The organism is Paraburkholderia sacchari (genome assembly GCF_000785435.2).
Taxonomy (GTDB): Bacteria; Pseudomonadota; Gammaproteobacteria; order Burkholderiales; family Burkholderiaceae; genus Paraburkholderia; species Paraburkholderia sacchari.
Window position 1 is genome coordinate 82,821 of the sequence record NZ_JTDB02000004.1, and the last position, 15,594, is coordinate 98,414.

9 protein-coding genes and 5 pseudogenes are annotated in these 15,594 nt (G+C 59.9%); 7 read left to right on the forward strand and 7 right to left on the reverse strand.

The features are described 5' to 3' along the window. Nucleotides 1–138: 138 nt before the first annotated feature. Both NH14_RS33525 and NH14_RS15925 read right to left on the reverse strand, forming a co-directional pair. A pseudogene (locus tag NH14_RS33525) lies at nt 139–309 on the reverse strand (helix-turn-helix domain-containing protein); the annotation flags it as partial. A gap of 617 nt (nt 310–926) precedes the next feature. Further along, nucleotides 927–1,796 (reverse strand): annotated as a pseudogene (locus tag NH14_RS15925) (IS3 family transposase); the annotation flags it as partial. Nucleotides 1,797–1,869: 73 nt separating this feature from the next. Between NH14_RS15925 and NH14_RS15930 the strand changes: the two are divergent. Both NH14_RS15930 and NH14_RS15935 read left to right on the forward strand, forming a co-directional pair. Further along, nucleotides 1,870–2,103, forward strand: coding sequence for a hypothetical protein (locus NH14_RS15930; RefSeq protein ID WP_176329289.1), 234 nt, complete (start codon nt 1,870–1,872; stop codon nt 2,101–2,103). Nucleotides 2,104–2,160: 57 nt separating this feature from the next. Beyond that, nucleotides 2,161–3,171, forward strand: a complete 1,011-nt coding sequence (locus tag NH14_RS15935; protein ID WP_035532731.1) for a substrate-binding domain-containing protein — start codon at nt 2,161–2,163, stop codon at nt 3,169–3,171. A 294-nt stretch (nt 3,172–3,465) separates the two neighbouring features. Here NH14_RS15935 and NH14_RS15940 read toward each other — a convergent pair whose 3' ends face one another. The 3 genes from NH14_RS15940 to NH14_RS15950 form a co-directional block, all read right to left on the reverse strand. Then, the gene (locus tag NH14_RS15940; RefSeq protein ID WP_084225889.1) at nt 3,466–5,007 is read right to left on the reverse strand and encodes a glycoside hydrolase family 32 protein; all 1,542 of its coding nucleotides are present in this window, start codon (nt 5,005–5,007) and stop codon (nt 3,466–3,468) included. A 395-nt stretch (nt 5,008–5,402) separates the two neighbouring features. Further along, nucleotides 5,403–5,789, reverse strand: coding sequence for a GntR family transcriptional regulator (locus NH14_RS15945; RefSeq protein WP_331253459.1), 387 nt, complete (start codon nt 5,787–5,789; stop codon nt 5,403–5,405). Beyond that, nucleotides 5,755–7,320: a glycoside hydrolase family 68 protein gene (locus tag NH14_RS15950; protein ID WP_035532725.1), complete on the reverse strand. Its 1,566-nt coding sequence runs from the start codon at nt 7,318–7,320 to the stop codon at nt 5,755–5,757. Before NH14_RS15950 ends, NH14_RS15945 begins: the two co-directional genes overlap by 35 nt. A 587-nt stretch (nt 7,321–7,907) precedes the next feature. On the opposite strand from NH14_RS15950, the pseudogene NH14_RS15955 reads away from it, so the two are divergent. Then, nucleotides 7,908–8,278: pseudogene (locus NH14_RS15955) on the forward strand (tyrosine-type recombinase/integrase); the annotation flags it as partial. 91 nt (nt 8,279–8,369) lie between these two features. Here NH14_RS15955 and NH14_RS15960 read toward each other — a convergent pair. Both NH14_RS15960 and NH14_RS15965 read right to left on the reverse strand, forming a co-directional pair. Continuing rightward, entirely contained in the window at nt 8,370–8,537 is a 168-nt protein-coding gene (locus NH14_RS15960) for a hypothetical protein (protein WP_331253461.1), read from the reverse strand. 16 nt (nt 8,538–8,553) lie between these two features. Next, nucleotides 8,554–8,727, reverse strand: a pseudogene (locus NH14_RS15965) (IS30 family transposase); the annotation flags it as partial. A 12-nt stretch (nt 8,728–8,739) separates the two neighbouring features. On the opposite strand from NH14_RS15965, the pseudogene NH14_RS15970 reads away from it, so the two are divergent. The 4 genes and pseudogenes from NH14_RS15970 to NH14_RS15985 all read left to right on the forward strand — a co-directional run. Further along, nucleotides 8,740–9,062 (forward strand): annotated as a pseudogene (locus NH14_RS15970) (integrase core domain-containing protein); the annotation flags it as partial. A gap of 650 nt (nt 9,063–9,712) precedes the next feature. Further along, the gene (locus NH14_RS15975) at nt 9,713–11,629 is read left to right on the forward strand and encodes a serine hydrolase domain-containing protein (protein ID WP_244143488.1); all 1,917 of its coding nucleotides are present in this window, start codon (nt 9,713–9,715) and stop codon (nt 11,627–11,629) included. A 54-nt stretch (nt 11,630–11,683) separates the two neighbouring features. Next, nucleotides 11,684–13,768 carry a serine hydrolase domain-containing protein gene (locus NH14_RS15980; RefSeq protein WP_237179649.1) on the forward strand — a complete coding sequence of 695 codons (2,085 nt, stop codon included), beginning with the start codon at nt 11,684–11,686 and terminating at the stop codon, nt 13,766–13,768. A gap of 851 nt (nt 13,769–14,619) precedes the next feature. After that, a complete protein-coding gene (locus NH14_RS15985; protein WP_035532850.1) occupies nt 14,620–15,570 on the forward strand; it encodes a hypothetical protein in 951 nt (316 codons plus the stop codon). Nucleotides 15,571–15,594: the final 24 nt, after the last annotated feature.

The window sequence follows — 15,594 nt, forward strand, 5'->3', positions numbered from 1 at the left end:
GAACCGGTCGGCAGCGATGATGCAGGGGAAGGAGGGCATCTGCGACGCCGCGTGTTTTTTGGGGGGATCAAAGCGCCTTCTGTTGACGGTAGCCATCAGCGACTGGACCGACTGGCAATTTTCGCATCGATGCCTGCATCAAGCAGCGAGATGGACTCGCTCGACGTGCGGCACACCTTTCCGGCGAGCTTGCCAAAGGTCATAGGCTGTTTGTCGGGCCACCCATAAGTCGGCACGCCCGCCATTTTCGATGCTCAGCTATTTTTCCAGACGTAATGTCATTTCGGGCGATGTTGCGGCGTTGTTATGCCCCCCATTTAATTGTAGCTCGGCGTAGGTTTTGGCGTAACTTGCGAGATGAAGGCTTTCTGGACAAGGCCACTTCACTACTTCGAAGATAACGAATGATGTGATAGTTGTTCCGCGAAGCCTTCTTTGCTTTAACCCACGTCGATTTGTCGGCAGCCGACCTGATACGCCAATTTTGCATAATTTTATTTGCCATCATTTTTGGGTGGGGGAGCGGCGTCCGCTTTCTTGATGGATGGAGCTAGCGGCTGACTGAATACCTGCTCAGGGCTGGCGACGGGCGCCTGGTCAGGTCACCCGGAGAAGCGGCGGAGCTGCGATACGGTGGTATCTTTGGTGGTATCCACTCAAGCGAAAAGTAATGGGCTGGCTACAGCAGGGCGATTGAGGAATATTTTCGAGTCCCGCTCTGAGCACCAGAATCTGTTCCGGCATCTTCCGCCGGAATCCTGAAACCCGCGTTGGCGTTAGGCCGCGCGGGTTTTTTGTTTCTGGGGTGGTCCGGGTTTGAACATGGACAGCCGGTGATAATCGGGTGGTATTTTTAGTGGTGTACGCCAATCTTTGTACCATTGCGGTAGGGAGATACTGAGGCTAGCCCAATTTGCGTCCCGGTCTTAGTTGGAAAATTCCGGCTCTTCGGGGCGGGCCGAATCGGCCCGATCGGTGCACTGGCGGGCGAATTCCGCCGGTGTCATCCACTGCAGCGCAGAGTGAGGGCGCGCCTCGTTATAGTACTCGCGCCAGACTTCGATTTTGCGTCTGGCGTCCTCCAGCGACAAGAACCAGTGTGCGTTGAGGCATTGCTCCCGAAAGCGTCCGTTGAAGGATTCATTCTTCGCGTTGTCGGTCGGCTTGCCAGGGCGCGAGAAGTCAATCTCCACGCCATTCTCATACGCCCATTTGTCGAGCGCCTTCGAAATGAATTCACTGCCATTGTCGGCCTTGATATAGCGGGGAAGCGAGCGGTATTGGGCAAGTCGGGTCAGCGCCGCGACAACGTGCTCGCCCCGCAGCGAACCGTCGACCTCGATCGCCAGACATTCCCGCGTGTAGTTATCCACGATCGTGAGCGTGCGTAGCCGTCGGCCGTCGAACAGCGCATCTGCCACAAAGTCCATGCTCCATACTTCATTAATGGCACTGACAGACTGCTTCGGCTGCCGGAGCCTTGCCGACTTGTTGCGCCGCGGTCGTTTGTGACGCAATGAAAGCCCGAGTTCGCGATATACGCGTTCGACGCGTTTATGGTTGTCCCGCCAGCCTTCCCTGCGAAGCATCACGTACACGCGTGGCGCACCGTAATGCACCCGCACTTCCGTGATCTCCTTGATGCGCATCTCCAGCGCGCTTTGATCCCGCGCGACCGACTCGTAACGGTAGACCGTGCGGGACAGTTGCGACAACGCACAGGTCTGCCGCTGGCTCGCGCCAAAACGCTGCATCAAGTCCGTGACCAGTTCACGGCGCCGGGAAGGCTTCAGAGCTAATAGGATGGTCCGCCCCTCCAGCAATCGCATAATCAGGGCTGACGCGTACAGCGTCCCGAGGAGGTGTCTCATGAGTCAGCGCGTTACACCAGCCGTAGCCCGCATGGGCATCGACATAGGCAAATCGGCATTCCACGTCATCGGGCTCGATGCCACCGGCAAGCCCGTCTTCAGAGGCCGTTTTACCCGTGAGCGCCTCATAGAATTCCTGGCGCGCGCGTCGCCCACCGTTATCGGGATGGAGGTCTGTCCGGGTGCTTATTGGTCCTTTTTCCTGTGTGAGCGAAAGATCGTAACCGGGTGACAATCGCAGTATCATTGAAAAAATGATCCTCGGCCTCAAGGCGAGAGCGAACCCAGCATGAAAACCAGCCTCAAGGCATTGGCCAGTTCTCTAGGCCTCTCAAAGACAACAGTAAGCCGCGCGCTGAATGGTTATGACGATGTTAGCGAAACCACTCGTGCACGCGTCGTCGCGGCCGCCCACGCAATGGGCTATCAAGCGGATGCAACGGCCCGCAAGCTCGCAACGGGGCGTGCCAACGCAGTCGGTATCGTCTACCCGTTTTCCGCTGGCGATCTCGGCGACCCGCGTTTTTGCGAAGTGATCGCTGGCATTACAGAGGGACTGGGCGACCTGGACCTCGTCATCGTGTCTGCCCGCGCTAACGCCGAGCTCGAGACTTACCGCAGGCTTGTCGATAACCGTCTGGTCGATGGCTTCATCATCGCGCGGACGCTTGTTGAGGATTCCCGCATTGCGTTTCTGCATGAACGAGGCTTCCCGTTTGTCGCCTACGGACGCACGAGCACGGAGCGTCCTTACTTCTGGTTTGACTTTGACAATGAAGCTGGCGCCTACGCCGCTACGCAACGACTCATTGATTTCGGTCATCGGCGTATTGCCCTCGTAGGCGCGCCACTATCGCTGAACTTTGCATCCCAACGCCGCGCAGGCTATCTCGCCGCTTTGCGCGAGGCGGGCATCAAGCCGTTGCGTGCACTCATGACGGAAAACGCTTTCGAGCGCAATAGAGGGTACGAGGCTGTGAGCAAGTTGCTATCGAGCACCAACCCGCCCACCGCCATTCTGATTGACAATAATCTCGCCGGTGCGGGTGCGTTGCGTGCGATGCTAGATAGCGGACACAAACCAGGCAAAGATGTTTCCTTGATTGTCTACGATGGAGTGCCAGCCGATATCGCCGCTCCGTTCACTGTCACATCAGTTACTCAGCCTACCGGCCAGGAATCCGGCCATGCGCTCGCCGAACTAATCACCGCCGCGATCGATGGGCAGAAACCGCCAGCGCATCGGCTGTGTTCGCCGCGCCTGGAACCTGGTGATACGGACGGTCCCTTGGTTGGCTGATCTACACATTCACATCCGCAACGCCATACAACGCAGGACCGGGCGGCACTGGTGCCTCGGCGCGTGGCTCTCGCATATCGAACTGTATCTCCAGTAATGCCCCGCGGGCATAGCGAAGTGGTTTTAGCGCGCCCAACGCTGGATCGTCGTCTGGGCGAGCGACAACTCATGGCCCCGCCAACGTCTCAACACGATAACGTTGGCCAGGTTCGCAGCGCAAATCCCAGTGCGCACAAAGAAGTCTGCCAGCCGCTCTGAGATACGCGACACACAAGTTGTCGCGCAAATCAGGCCTTAGTGCGAATGCGAAAGATCGGTCACGACAACGTCTCTAAACGTCGCGTCGCCGCCTTCGGCAAAGAGGCTCACCCGATTGTCCGTAAGACGGGGAAAGATGGCATCCGTGATGACATACCGCCCCCGATCGACGAATACTTCAACCGACGCACGATCGACGACGATATGCAGGTGCAACCTGCCGTCATGCAGCGGCAAGTTCACGATGTGCTGCGGACTGAAGGCCGGCGAAAACGATGTGTGCGCCGCGTGCGAACGGTCAACCGTGAGCGTTTGCGCACGTGTATCGTAGAAAATCCGCGTCCCCGTCTTACCGTCTGGCGAGCCGCGCACGACCAGACCGGCCCGGCTGGCGTCGCCTGGCTCGATTGTGAGTTCGATATCCTGAATAACGCCATTCGTGGTGGCGGGCAAGGTCCTGGTCGACCATACAACGTCGATGGTTCCAAGACGCGTCGCCGGGCTCTGCTCCACCAGCGATGCATACGATCGGACAGGCCCGAAGACCAGTTGCGGACTGCCGTCGACCGTCGCCAGCGAGAGTTCGCGAGGCAGCGCCATGGCCCCGCGCCACGGCGAAGTCGGCACATCGTTCGCGTAGTCCCAGTTGCTCATCCATCCGACCGCCACGATCTTGTCGCCCGGTGCATTCGAGAAAGTCCCGGCAGCGTAATAGTCCGCGCCGTGATCGAGCCACTGGAAGCGAGCCGGGTTGGAGCCCGCTGGCGCGACGTTCAAAGGTACAAAGCGCGTGCCGTCGAAGTCGCCGACGAAGTACATCGCCCCCGAGCCGCCCGCGATCGACCAGGGATTCACATTGACGAGCATGACCCACTTCTTGTTCGCGGGGTTGCCATCGAGCGCCAAGGGGAACAGGTCCGGCATCTCCCACAACGCGCCGTGGTGCGGAACGTCCGGAAGAGTGAAGTCGCTAAGAAATGTCCAATCGATCAAGTTGTTCGAGCGGTAAAACTTCACGACATTCGCGTCAGCAACGACGGCGCACATCAACCAGTAGCCGCCGGGTGCGTACCATGACACCTTCGGGTCGCGGAATTGCTTCGACTCTGGGTCGAGTGTAAGCACGGGATTGTGTGCATAGCGGTGCCAGGTCTCGCCTGCGTCGGTACTCCAGGCAAGCGATTGCGCCTGCACTCCGGGCATATGGCCGGACCCTGCCTTGTACGCCGACGTATAAAGCGCAACGAGGGGTGGTTTCGCCGCTGTGCCGAGGCCGGACGTGTTGTCGGCATCGAGCACGATGGAGCCAGAGAATACCTCCTCCGTATGGTTCGCCGCGAGCGCGACTGGTTGCTCCGTCCAATGGAGCAGGTCGCGGCTGGTTGCGTGACCCCACGACATGTTGCCCCACACATTCGCGCTCGGGTTGTATTGATAGAACAGGTGATAGATCCCCTTGTAGTAGACGAGGCCGTTGGGATCGTTCATCCAGTTGCGTTGCGGTGAGTAATGCAACGCGGGGCGCCACTGTGGGGTGTCCAGCACCGCCCCCGCTGCGCAAAGCGGTACGCCTGTCATCACCGTGGCGGTAAGGGCGCCGAAAAGCCAGCGCAACCACGTGTGCAAAGCGCGGCCACACAATTCATCGCCGTCCGCGAGGGTAAGCAAAAGTTCGCTCCTTGGTAAGTGAGGACTTCGCGCCGTGTGCACGCACACCACCGTGCTACAACGAACGAAGGCAGCCACTGATATTGACCGTGTTCCGGTAGTCGCCGCGCTGTGCGCGGCCTCCTGTGTACTGAAAGATGGTCTCCCCGCCGCCCGTCGCGTGTCCGCGCTGTTGGTTGGTTTCTTCGAGCGCGACGGCGTCGTATCGCATTGCTGGCTCAGGGTGGCCTCCCCGCGATAACTCAGCATGCAACGTTGTTCTCGCGCGCCGCAGTGATGCTATATGCGAAGCGCAGCGCGCTGGTTCAGGTCGAATGTGCGAGAACGACAGTGCCCCTGCGAGTGGCGCCTGCCGTGAGTCCGCGACGAGCGGTCTCGCGCATGGCACGGTTGACCGTATTCACATGCAGACCGAGAAAATCCGCGAGCAGGCGTTGCGGCGGTAGACGGCTTCCGCTCTTGAGGGCCCCGTCGCGAATAGCCTTTTCGATCTCATCGGCTATTGCGAGATACGGGGGCCCGAGGTGTGTGGAGCGTTTCGCTATCCAGTGGGCCATTGTTGCGCTCCTAATGTTGTGCTCGAGCGGTTGCTCAAACCTGGCGGATGGCGGCAGCACAGCTCGCAGATCGTTGCGTGCATGCTGCCGCCTTGTTGCCTCAATGATTCGAGTTGCCGTTTTCACCGTGGCCATCGCCCACAGCAGGCATGTCCGCAGGGATATCGCCGTAGCCGCCTAGGCCACCGGTGCCGTACGTCCGATCGACTGCCGTTGAAGTGCTGCTGATATTTACCTTTACAGTCGGAGCGAGCGTGCCGCCGCGGCGCGCCCCGATGGCGTCGATGAACGACTCCACAAGTCCGCCTGGCATCACGTAGTGCGAGTAAGACTGGAATGCACGCGGATTCTGGTTCGGATCCTCGGCATAGGGTGCTCCAACCGGTGCACTAAAGTCCGTCGGGTTACCGAGGACAAGGCCACTGCCCTTGTTCAGCGGCTCAAAATCGCTTCGGATGCCGTTGCCGACAAATCCGTACACGCCGTCCGGTCCATCAACGCCTGCGGCCATGGTCGCGCGGTGGCTGATCGTGAACAGGTAGTATTTGCCGTCCTTCATGTAAATCTGCGGCCGCTCGGTCTGGTCGTCCACACAGTTCGCCGAGAGGATTGGCGGAAGGAACTTCCACTCGGTTAGCTGCTTGTTGGTCGCGACGGCGAGGCCCACGTTTGCCTTCTGATAAACGGCGCCCATGTTCATCACCGTATTCAGGTCTTCGGCGTACGGGTCGTTGGGCGCGTAGCCAAGATCAGCTTGACTACAGGTACGCGCGCCACGTGGACCGCCCGTGTTGCCTTCAAACACCATGAACGTCTTGCCCGGATGCGCCGGATCGGTGAATACGAAGGGATCGCGGAAAGAGTAGTAGTCATTCTGCTGGCCGGTTTGATACATCACCCCATCGGGTTGCAGCAGTGCCTTGTGATCGTCAAAACCGGTGAACCAGACGTGCTTGTCGTCTGCGTGAATATGGCCATCCGCCCGGGTGATGATCGCAATCGGCGGGGTAATGTCCGATCCACCGGGTGCCGAGCGGTTGAATGACAACGCCGTATAGTAGACGTCTACGTTGTCGCCCCCAGTGAAGCGCGCAGAACCCGACCATTCAGCATTGTTGGTCATAGGCGCCGTGCCGAATACTTTGACGCTCGCGCCGTCCGGGAACAAATGGCCGCCCCAGATCCAACCGCCATTAGCCGGCCTTTGCGACGCGGGTATGCCTGCGCGACGATAAAAGAAGCCAATGCGCGCATGTACATGTCGGTCATCGAACGTGTAACCAGCATGGGGGTCCGCCGTAAGCGAAAAGATGACTTCCCAGCCCTTGTAACTCAACTGGTGCGCGCGAACATCCGCGAGCGGCCACGTATCCCACACCCACACGTTCGGGTTGATCAACGGAAAGTCCTGCGGAATATCAGGCATCGTCAGTGCCTGGGGCAGCGAGTTCTTGTCCACTGCCGTCGCAGTATGGGACTGCGCGAGGATCTGCCGGATGTCCGCTCGTGTCCAGCGCATCGTGAAGTCGGCCTCGGGATCGTAGGCCTGCTGTGTATGCGCAGTCGGAGCGGGGAAACCTGATCCCTGGGGCGAAGTCTGGGCATGAACCGGCAAGGCGCCGGCTGCCCAAACCGCTGCGAGCCCAGCCGTCAAACGTTTGCGCATAAAGCGTGAACGAGAGAAATCTAAATATTGCATTCGAACCCCATGGCACAGTGAGTGTGGGAAAAGTAGCGCAGTGCATCCAAACCGGTTTGGATTCTAATTCAAAACCGGTTTGGAAAACAAATGATGATCTCGTGACGATAAATTACAATTTCATTTCAGTTGCGATCGATGCCCGCTCGGGCTTGGTCCGATAAGCTGACCACGGCCCCTCCACCCACGATCGCGGCGGTGAGCATGTAAGCGCCTTCCCATTTGCTCAGACCGCTGTCGCGACGAGTTTGCGAACGAACCGGGCCGCAGTTGACCCGACGGCACACGAACGACAACTTTGTGTCGTCGTCAGTAAGTTCGCACAGATGTGATGGGATTGAGGGAACGGCTTTGAGACTGAAGAAGGTCGTCGACCACGCCTACCTGGTGCCTATGGGCAACGCCACGGCTGTATTGCTCGACGGCGGATAAGGTCACCCAGTGCAATGGCTATTGGCGAAGCAATACGTCACGATAGCGAAAACATCGCAACGACCCCGCTCGATAGAGCAGGGTTGGACGGCCTCAATCGCGATATCCCCCGGGCGGGGGCGTACGAAAAGACCCTCGCTCGCTTCAAGAACGATGTGTTCCCCAGGCTCGGCAGGCGGCCGATCGCAGAGATCGATGCTCCAGAAGTGCTGGAGGGCACTTCGCCTCGATCACCGAGCCCGCCAAACTAGGCGAGATGCTGCGCTCGTTCGAAGGTTTTAGCAGGACGTTCCCCGTGCTCTGTGCACTCAAGCTTGCGCCGATGTTATTTGTGCGGCCAGGGGAACTGCTCAAGGCGGAATGGGAACATTTCGACCTGGACAAGGCTGCATGGCGCTATGCCGTTATGAAGACTGACACCGCGCATCTCGTACCGCTTGCAACGCAGGCAGTAGCGATCCTGAGGGAGTTGCAGGCTTTGACTGGTTCCGGGCCGATACAGGTCATAGTGTTACACAGCCGGGTATAGACGATGTCAAGATCGCTGTCGGTCATGGGGTTCTCCTTTTTCGGATTGGTCGTGGTCACTTTTGAAGGGCGCTGTGGATCGCAGCCGCAACGTCCGCGGCGGCTGTCGCCTGCCAGCGCCCCAATACATGACCGTCATCGCTAAAGTGCAGCGTGGTGAAGCAGGGGCCAATCAGGTCGGTCAGATGAGCTTGCCTCGCGTTGCCATCCTCGACGATCGTCAAAGGACATTCGGGCAGTACTGCCCCTGGAACAGGACCCGCGCCAAACGCGGCTGGCTCTCTCACTCGTGATGCCGGTAGCGATTTGTTTCCAAAATCGACGCTCAATCTCATGCCGAAGCGACGGCGCACCGGGCGAGTGCATCGCGACTCGCCCGGTTAGCTGATAAGCCCATCCTGCAATTCGCCCCATGCAACACCTCCTCCTTTAAGGGTGTTGCGACGACCGGTTGAATCCGCCCAGTATGCAAGCCGGAAATTCCGTCAGCGCCTGCGGCGTTATCGGATTCAGCAGAGCATGAGCCGCCGTGGAAATTGCTGGGACACTCCCCGATGGAAAGGCTGTTCCGCAGCTTCAAGACGGAATGGCTGCCGTCAGTGGGGTACATGTCGGCGCAGGAAGCACATCGGGACATCAGCCACTAACTGATGCACCGGTACAACTGGATACGGCCGCATCAGTTCAACGACGGACTGGCGCCGCCCGTTGCGGAAGAAAAACTTAACGCGGTGTTCGGGATTGGTTGACCACTACAACTGCAATCCGCGATGCCAAATCATGCACGCCCTGTCATGCGGTGTTGAAAGAGCGCCCATGAATTGACAAGCAATCCAAAAGTTATGTGAAAGCAAACGCAATGGCAGTTACGTTCCGACGGGACGTAAAGATTTTCTCGCCTCGGCGAGGTAAGAATACTTGTCTTTATGGAGATGTTATACAGCGCAGTTCTACGGAGAGCTGGAGTTGCTCCCGCAACCGAAGCCGGGTCTAAATTGAAAGAAAAGTTCGTACTGCCGCGAGAATTGTGACGGGCACATGCTTTTTACGTCTACTCGCTGAGAAGCGCCGGAAAGCCTTCGAACAACAACGATCATTTCGCCGTACGCCACAATTTCGGCTGCAATCGCAGTTCGATACACAAATTACTTGGCGAACAGCTACTCGATACGACCATCTTTCCTTGCGTTGGAAAGTTCCGCCGATGCTTATCCGGCGGGGGGGCACGAAATTGAGTGGTGCGCAACGGTAGGCAAGGCTTTGGTTTTGCGAGCGAGGAAGCAGTTGAGACGGATTGACTACGCTTGTGCCAGAATCTCCCTCATTTCGAGGGGACGGTCGGCATCCGTGTCGGCCGGCGACGGACGCAGACTCATTCTGAAACGCAAACGGGGAAGACGTGAAGAATAGTGACAGCTGGAATCCGATCGGAAACATCGACTCAACGCTCGGCAGCGCAGGCCGCCGGCAGTTCCTCGGCTACACGGGTGCGGGGATCCTCGCCGCGCTTCTGCCCGCATGCTCCGGCAGCAGCACCGGCAACGCATACAGCCACACCATTGCATGGGGCCGGCAGCAGTGTGAGGCCGCGCTTACGGGTAAGGTCGCCGCCCTCTCGGTCGCGCTGATGAAGGGCAACCGAATCGTCTTTCAACAGGCCTTCGGCAACGCGTCGGCCAGCACGCCGGCCACGAACCAGACACGTTTCAACATCGGCTCGGTCAGCAAAGTCTTCGCCGCGCTGGCCGCGATGATCCTGCAGGACCGGGGGCTGCTGGACCTCGATACGCCGATCGCGAAATATCTGCCGTCGTTCTCCATGCTCTCGCCGCACTACACGCGGATCACTACACGCCATCTGCTGTCACATTCCTCGGGATTAGGCGGGCAGAATAATTGGAATATATTCACGGGCGGCGTAGCGATGCCCCGGTACGTCGAAAACACCCTGACTGCACTCGCGAACGAACACCTCAAATATTCGCCGGGGGAAATGGCGAACTACTGCAACGATGGCTTCACGCTCGTCGACCCTGTCGTTGCCGCGGTGAGCGGACAGAGTTATGTCGAGTTTGTGCAGCAGAATATCCTTACCCCGCTGAACATGTCCAACTCGTGCTTCCTGGCAAGCGCGCCGACCACCGGCACCTTTGCCATGCCCTATGGCATCAATGGCGCATGGTATCCGCAGGAATTCTCGAACGTATACGCGAGCGGCGGGTTGTGCTCGACACCGGGGGACATAATGAACCTCGCCCAGATGCTGCTGGACGGCGGTGCGTTCCAGGGACGGCAAATCGTTTCGGCTGCGGCGATCGCCGAGATGGGCCGCGACCAGACAACGAAGCTTCATGTCAATCCGACGCCGGTGTATTCATTTGGACTGGGTTGGGACTGGGTCAAGTCTTCCGCACTGGCCTATGCAGGCAATACGACGTGGATAAAGGACGGTGAGACGCCCGCATTCTCCAGCATGTTCATCGTGCTGCCGGATGCGCAACTGGCCGTGATGCTGACGGGCCATACCGGCTACAACCCATTTGCGCTGGCCTACGGGCTCGTGGAGCAGGCCATGCAGGAAGACGGTTCTATCCGTGCGTCGGCGCCTCTGCTCGGGGCGCTCGCCCCATCGGTTGCGACGGCACCGGATGTCACGACAGCAGCGGGCATGTATGGCAACCATTCGGCGCCGATCCACGTGCAGGTCGGCTCGGATGGCAGTCTCGTCCTCAACCGGTATGCGGGGACCGGCACCGGCAACAGCATGTGGCAGCCGCTGGACGACGGCGTGACGCAATACGAGTATCGCAGCGACGGCTGGTGGTGGAGCGACAACACCGGACACAGCTACAGCTTCAATATCCAGTCCGGAACCGATCTGGACGGCCAGCCATTCAGTTACCGCTATCTGGTTCAACGCACGAGCGGCAGCAGTGCCCTGGGAGGCGACGTCATAGCGCAACAATTGACGGCGCGATCGCTGCCGCTTTCGTCCGCATGGCAAGCGCGCCTGAATTCGACATGGGTGCCGACCAACCTGACTTCCACCGACGAAATCACCGCGCTCCGCGGAGCCGCCACATGGCACACCACGATCGGCAGCCTTTCCGAATTCGAGGGATACATCCTGTTTGGCGGGAACGATCCGTGGGGGTACCAGTTGCTCACGCCGTTAGCGGACGATCGTGGCGGGGTGTCCGTCCGGGCACCCAACGAGGCGGGCAGAGAATTGAATGAAATCAGCTTTTCCGTTGCCGCTGATGGTTTGGAGACCATGACCGTTGGCGGGCTGCAATTCGTCAGGGTTCCACTGTAATAAGGCCGGTAGAGGCGACAGACGTCTGTCGCGCTCCAAAAACGCAGATGCAGGATGATGGCATCGCCAAAACTGCATCCGCGCAATTCTATTTGCTGGCCATGTTTAAACGAATGCCGGTACGATTTGCGTCCCGCGTGGGCAAAATGTAAACGAAAAGACGGACCACACGCCATGAACAAGATTGAAGGGACTTCGGGGGAAACGCTCCAGCCGTTGGAAACGGCCGCCGGGGCGACACTGGAGAGCGCGAGCCGTCGCAGGTTCCTCGGCTATACGGGAGCCGGCATGTTGGCCGTCGCGTTACCGGGCTGCGGCAGTGGCACGGCCAATAGCTCCGCCAGCACGTACGCCAACACCCGGGCTTGGGCCGAGAGCGCCGTCCAACAGGCCATTAATCTGGGACAGACCGACGGCTCGGCGGTGTCGATGGCGCTGCTCAAAGGCAACCAGATCGTCTGGCAGAAAGCGTTTGGCTCGGCCACCAGCAATACGGCGGCGACCACGCTCACGCGCTTTAACATCGGTTCGGTCAGCAAGGTGGTGGCCGCGCTGGCGGCGATGATCCTGCAGGATCGCGGGCTGCTGAACCTCGATACGCCGATCGTTCAATACCTGCCGTCATTCAAGATGCTCTCGCCGGCCTATACGCAGATCACGACGCGGCATCTGCTCTCGCATGCCTCGGGCCTGCCCGGGTTCGTCTGTGGTCACGATGCTTCTGCGTTCGTGCCGGTTCCCGGCGACGCGGAACTGACGATGCAGGCATTCGCGAACATGCACCTGAAGCATTTGCCGGGGCAGATGGCCAGCTACAACAATGACGGCTTCACGATGATCGAGCCTGTCGTGCAGGCGGTGAGCGGGCAGAGCTACCCGGACTTCGTCACGCAGAACATTCTCGCGCCGCTCGGCATGACGAATTCGGGCTTCCTGACGAGCGCGCAGACGTCGGCGGGGGCTGAGTTTGCGTATCCGTACATCAATGGCGCCCCGACCAGCCAGCTCGAGTATTACAACACCTACGCTTCGGGCGGCCTGAACACAACGCCGGGCGACATGATGAACCTCGCGCAGATGCTCATTGCGGGCGGTGTCTTTCAGGGGCAGCGCATCGTGTCCGCGGCCGGCGTCGCCCAGATGGGCACAGACCAGACGACGACCCTGCCGATCGACCTGTTGCCGGAAAGTCGCTGGGGACTGGGCTGGGACAACGTGCAGCTCCCCGCATTGTCCGCGGCAGGCGTCACCGCTTGGGAGAAGACCGGCGGTTCGATCTGCTTCTATACCGACTTCATCGTGGTGCCGAAGGCGCAACTGGCCGTTCTCGTCTGCGGCGGCAGAAATTTCCTGAACGACGCGTTCTATCCGGGCCACATTGCCCGAGGCATCGCGCTGCGTGCGCTGCAGGAGGAAGGATCGATTGCCGCGCTGCCGGCCAGCGCGACTGCCGCGCAGATCCCATCGCAGGCCCCGGCCCCGAATGTCGCGGCGATGACCGGCATCTACGGCAACAATACCGGTCCCATCCAGGTTTCCGTCAATCCTGCGGACGGCAGTCTCACGCTCGCAACGCTCGACTCGACCGTCACACCCTACACATGGGCACCCATCAATGAAGGCGTGACGAGCTATCGATATCGCGAAGACGGCTGGTGGTGGAGCAGCACCAGCGGTGTGCCGAGCTACCGCTTCGAGGTCGTACCGGGCGAGGATTCGAACGGCAATAGCACCACCTTTTGCTATCTGATGACGCGCGCCGCTTCCGGTGACGTCAGCGTGCTGGCCCAGCAACTGCCGCGGGCGCCGGCACTCGACGCCGTGTGGCAGCAGCGCGTGGGAACGCAGTGGACGATCAGTAACGAATCCACGGATTCCACGCTATGGAAGGTCGCTCCGAATGTGATGGAAGCGCCCACCGTCATCGGCAGCCTGAATGAACTGTCAGGCTATGTACTGCTTACCGGTGGCGGACCGATCCTCCAAAACGGCCAGTTGCTCCTGCCTGTCCCGAACGACAGCGCACGTGCACGCATGGCCGTTAACATGTTCCGCGACCTGAACGAGGTTGCTTTTGGCACGGTGAACGGCATACCGACCATGACGGTCGGCAGTCGAACGTTTACTCCGGCATCCTGAATACTTGCCCAGGCGATGAGTTTGCCGTCGCCGTCATGAGGCTGTTGTGGTTCAAATCGCATTCGTGGGCGAAAAATGGCATGTTCACTATTACTTCATCGTGCTGTTAAGGTGCGATGAGGGAAAATTGCGGGGGTGAGCGAACGACGGCATATTCGCCGTTGCTTCATCTGTTCTGGTTCGAGAGGGGGCGCCGCATGGTCCCGCTGCGATCCCGGTAGATTAATAAGTAATCCAGATAAATATGCGGTTTGTTTCGTTTGCAATCTTGCCACGATTGAAGATTGGGAAATAGCTGCATATCTTTTCAACATCGGGGATACGCCCTCCGGACCACGGCGGCGAATTCATGGTCGAGCCATCCGGTGGACAGCCGTTGCGCTTCGGCGCCACGGTTCTTCCTGTTTTGCAATGGTAGTGGCTTGCATTACGCGACAATCGGGTTTACGACCATAAACATCAAGACTTGAGCCAAGCTGAAATGAACCGCCGTCGCCAGCAGGCTCGAAGCGAGGTAGCGATGCGCGCTTTGCCGAGGTCGCGATTGACACTGCCGGTTTGTTTGGGTACCTTCACTGCGCGTTTTGCTGCATGGACGGTCCCGCACAAAAACGTACGGACGTATTCGAACTTGTGCGCGGTTTCGCGAGTTTTCGTCTCGTTGTCGTCAGCAGCGACCCTGCGCAGTCAACAGCAATACCGAGAAAGACAGCATGAGGGGGCAGGCCCGTGAAAGTCTCGCCGCGAGACGGCGCGAGGCGTGCGTTCCCGTTTGTCCTCTGCGCTGAGGTGATGGCGGTTGCAACGCATGCATGCTGCTGCATTCAAGGGGCCGCGTTCGGGGAATGTCGATGGTCGACCATACAGACCATTATTTCGTGGGTTTGACGCAGCAGTCCAGCGCAGGCGGACTGGCGCGCCTGCGCGGGCACGGTGTCGTGACGCTGCCGGCCTCGCGTGTCTATCCGGTGGGCGCGCGCTTCGACGAATTCGTGCAGCCGCTGCTGCGCCTGCTCAATGGCGACGACCATGTGCGGGAGATCGTGCTGCGCCCCGTGCTGGGGCGCTATGGCGTGAGCCAGGAGCTCTCGGTCGGCCTGGAGGTTAAGGCGGCGGCGGGCTTCAATGCGGCGGCGCTCGCCGCCGGCGTGTTCCGGCTCGCGCAGGCCGCCGCGCAGATCGACGCGTTCGTCGGCCGGGTGCTGTCGCCGGGCGAATGGACCGACAATGCGCGCCCCGGCCTCACGGTGCTCTTCAAGGAGCCGCGGCGCATTGCCGACACAACCGATCTCGTGCGGCAGATCATCGATTTTCCGGGCGACGGATGGCCCATCGACGGCTTCACGACCATTCCCTCCGCCGAGCGGCGCATCGGTCTCGTGCAGGGGCTGCGCTACATTTTTCTTCCCGAGATCAGCGTGCGCTGGGACCGCGATCTGCGCCAGCGCCTGAGCGCCAACGACGAGGAGATCGACGTGATCCTGCTTGATCAGGCCACGCGCATCGGCCGCATGTGCAAGGTGCTGCTGCAGGATGCGTCGATCGAGGCGGCGTGGCTCAGCTGGTTCGACGTGATGGTGGCCGGCATCGAGGACTACCAGGAGCTGATCGCCGTGCTGGCCGCCGAGCAGGGCGCGCGTGCCGCCGATCCGGGCTCGATGGCGCGCAAGGCGTTTTCGGCGATCCTGCGTCTGACGAGCCTCGGCGTGTTCCAGAAGCGGCTTACGCATATCGGCTTCGACGAAGCGCAGCGGGAACGCACCGCAAGCGCGCCGGCCATGGCCGCGAACCTGGCCCGATGATGCTGCGCGATCTTGCCCGGCATG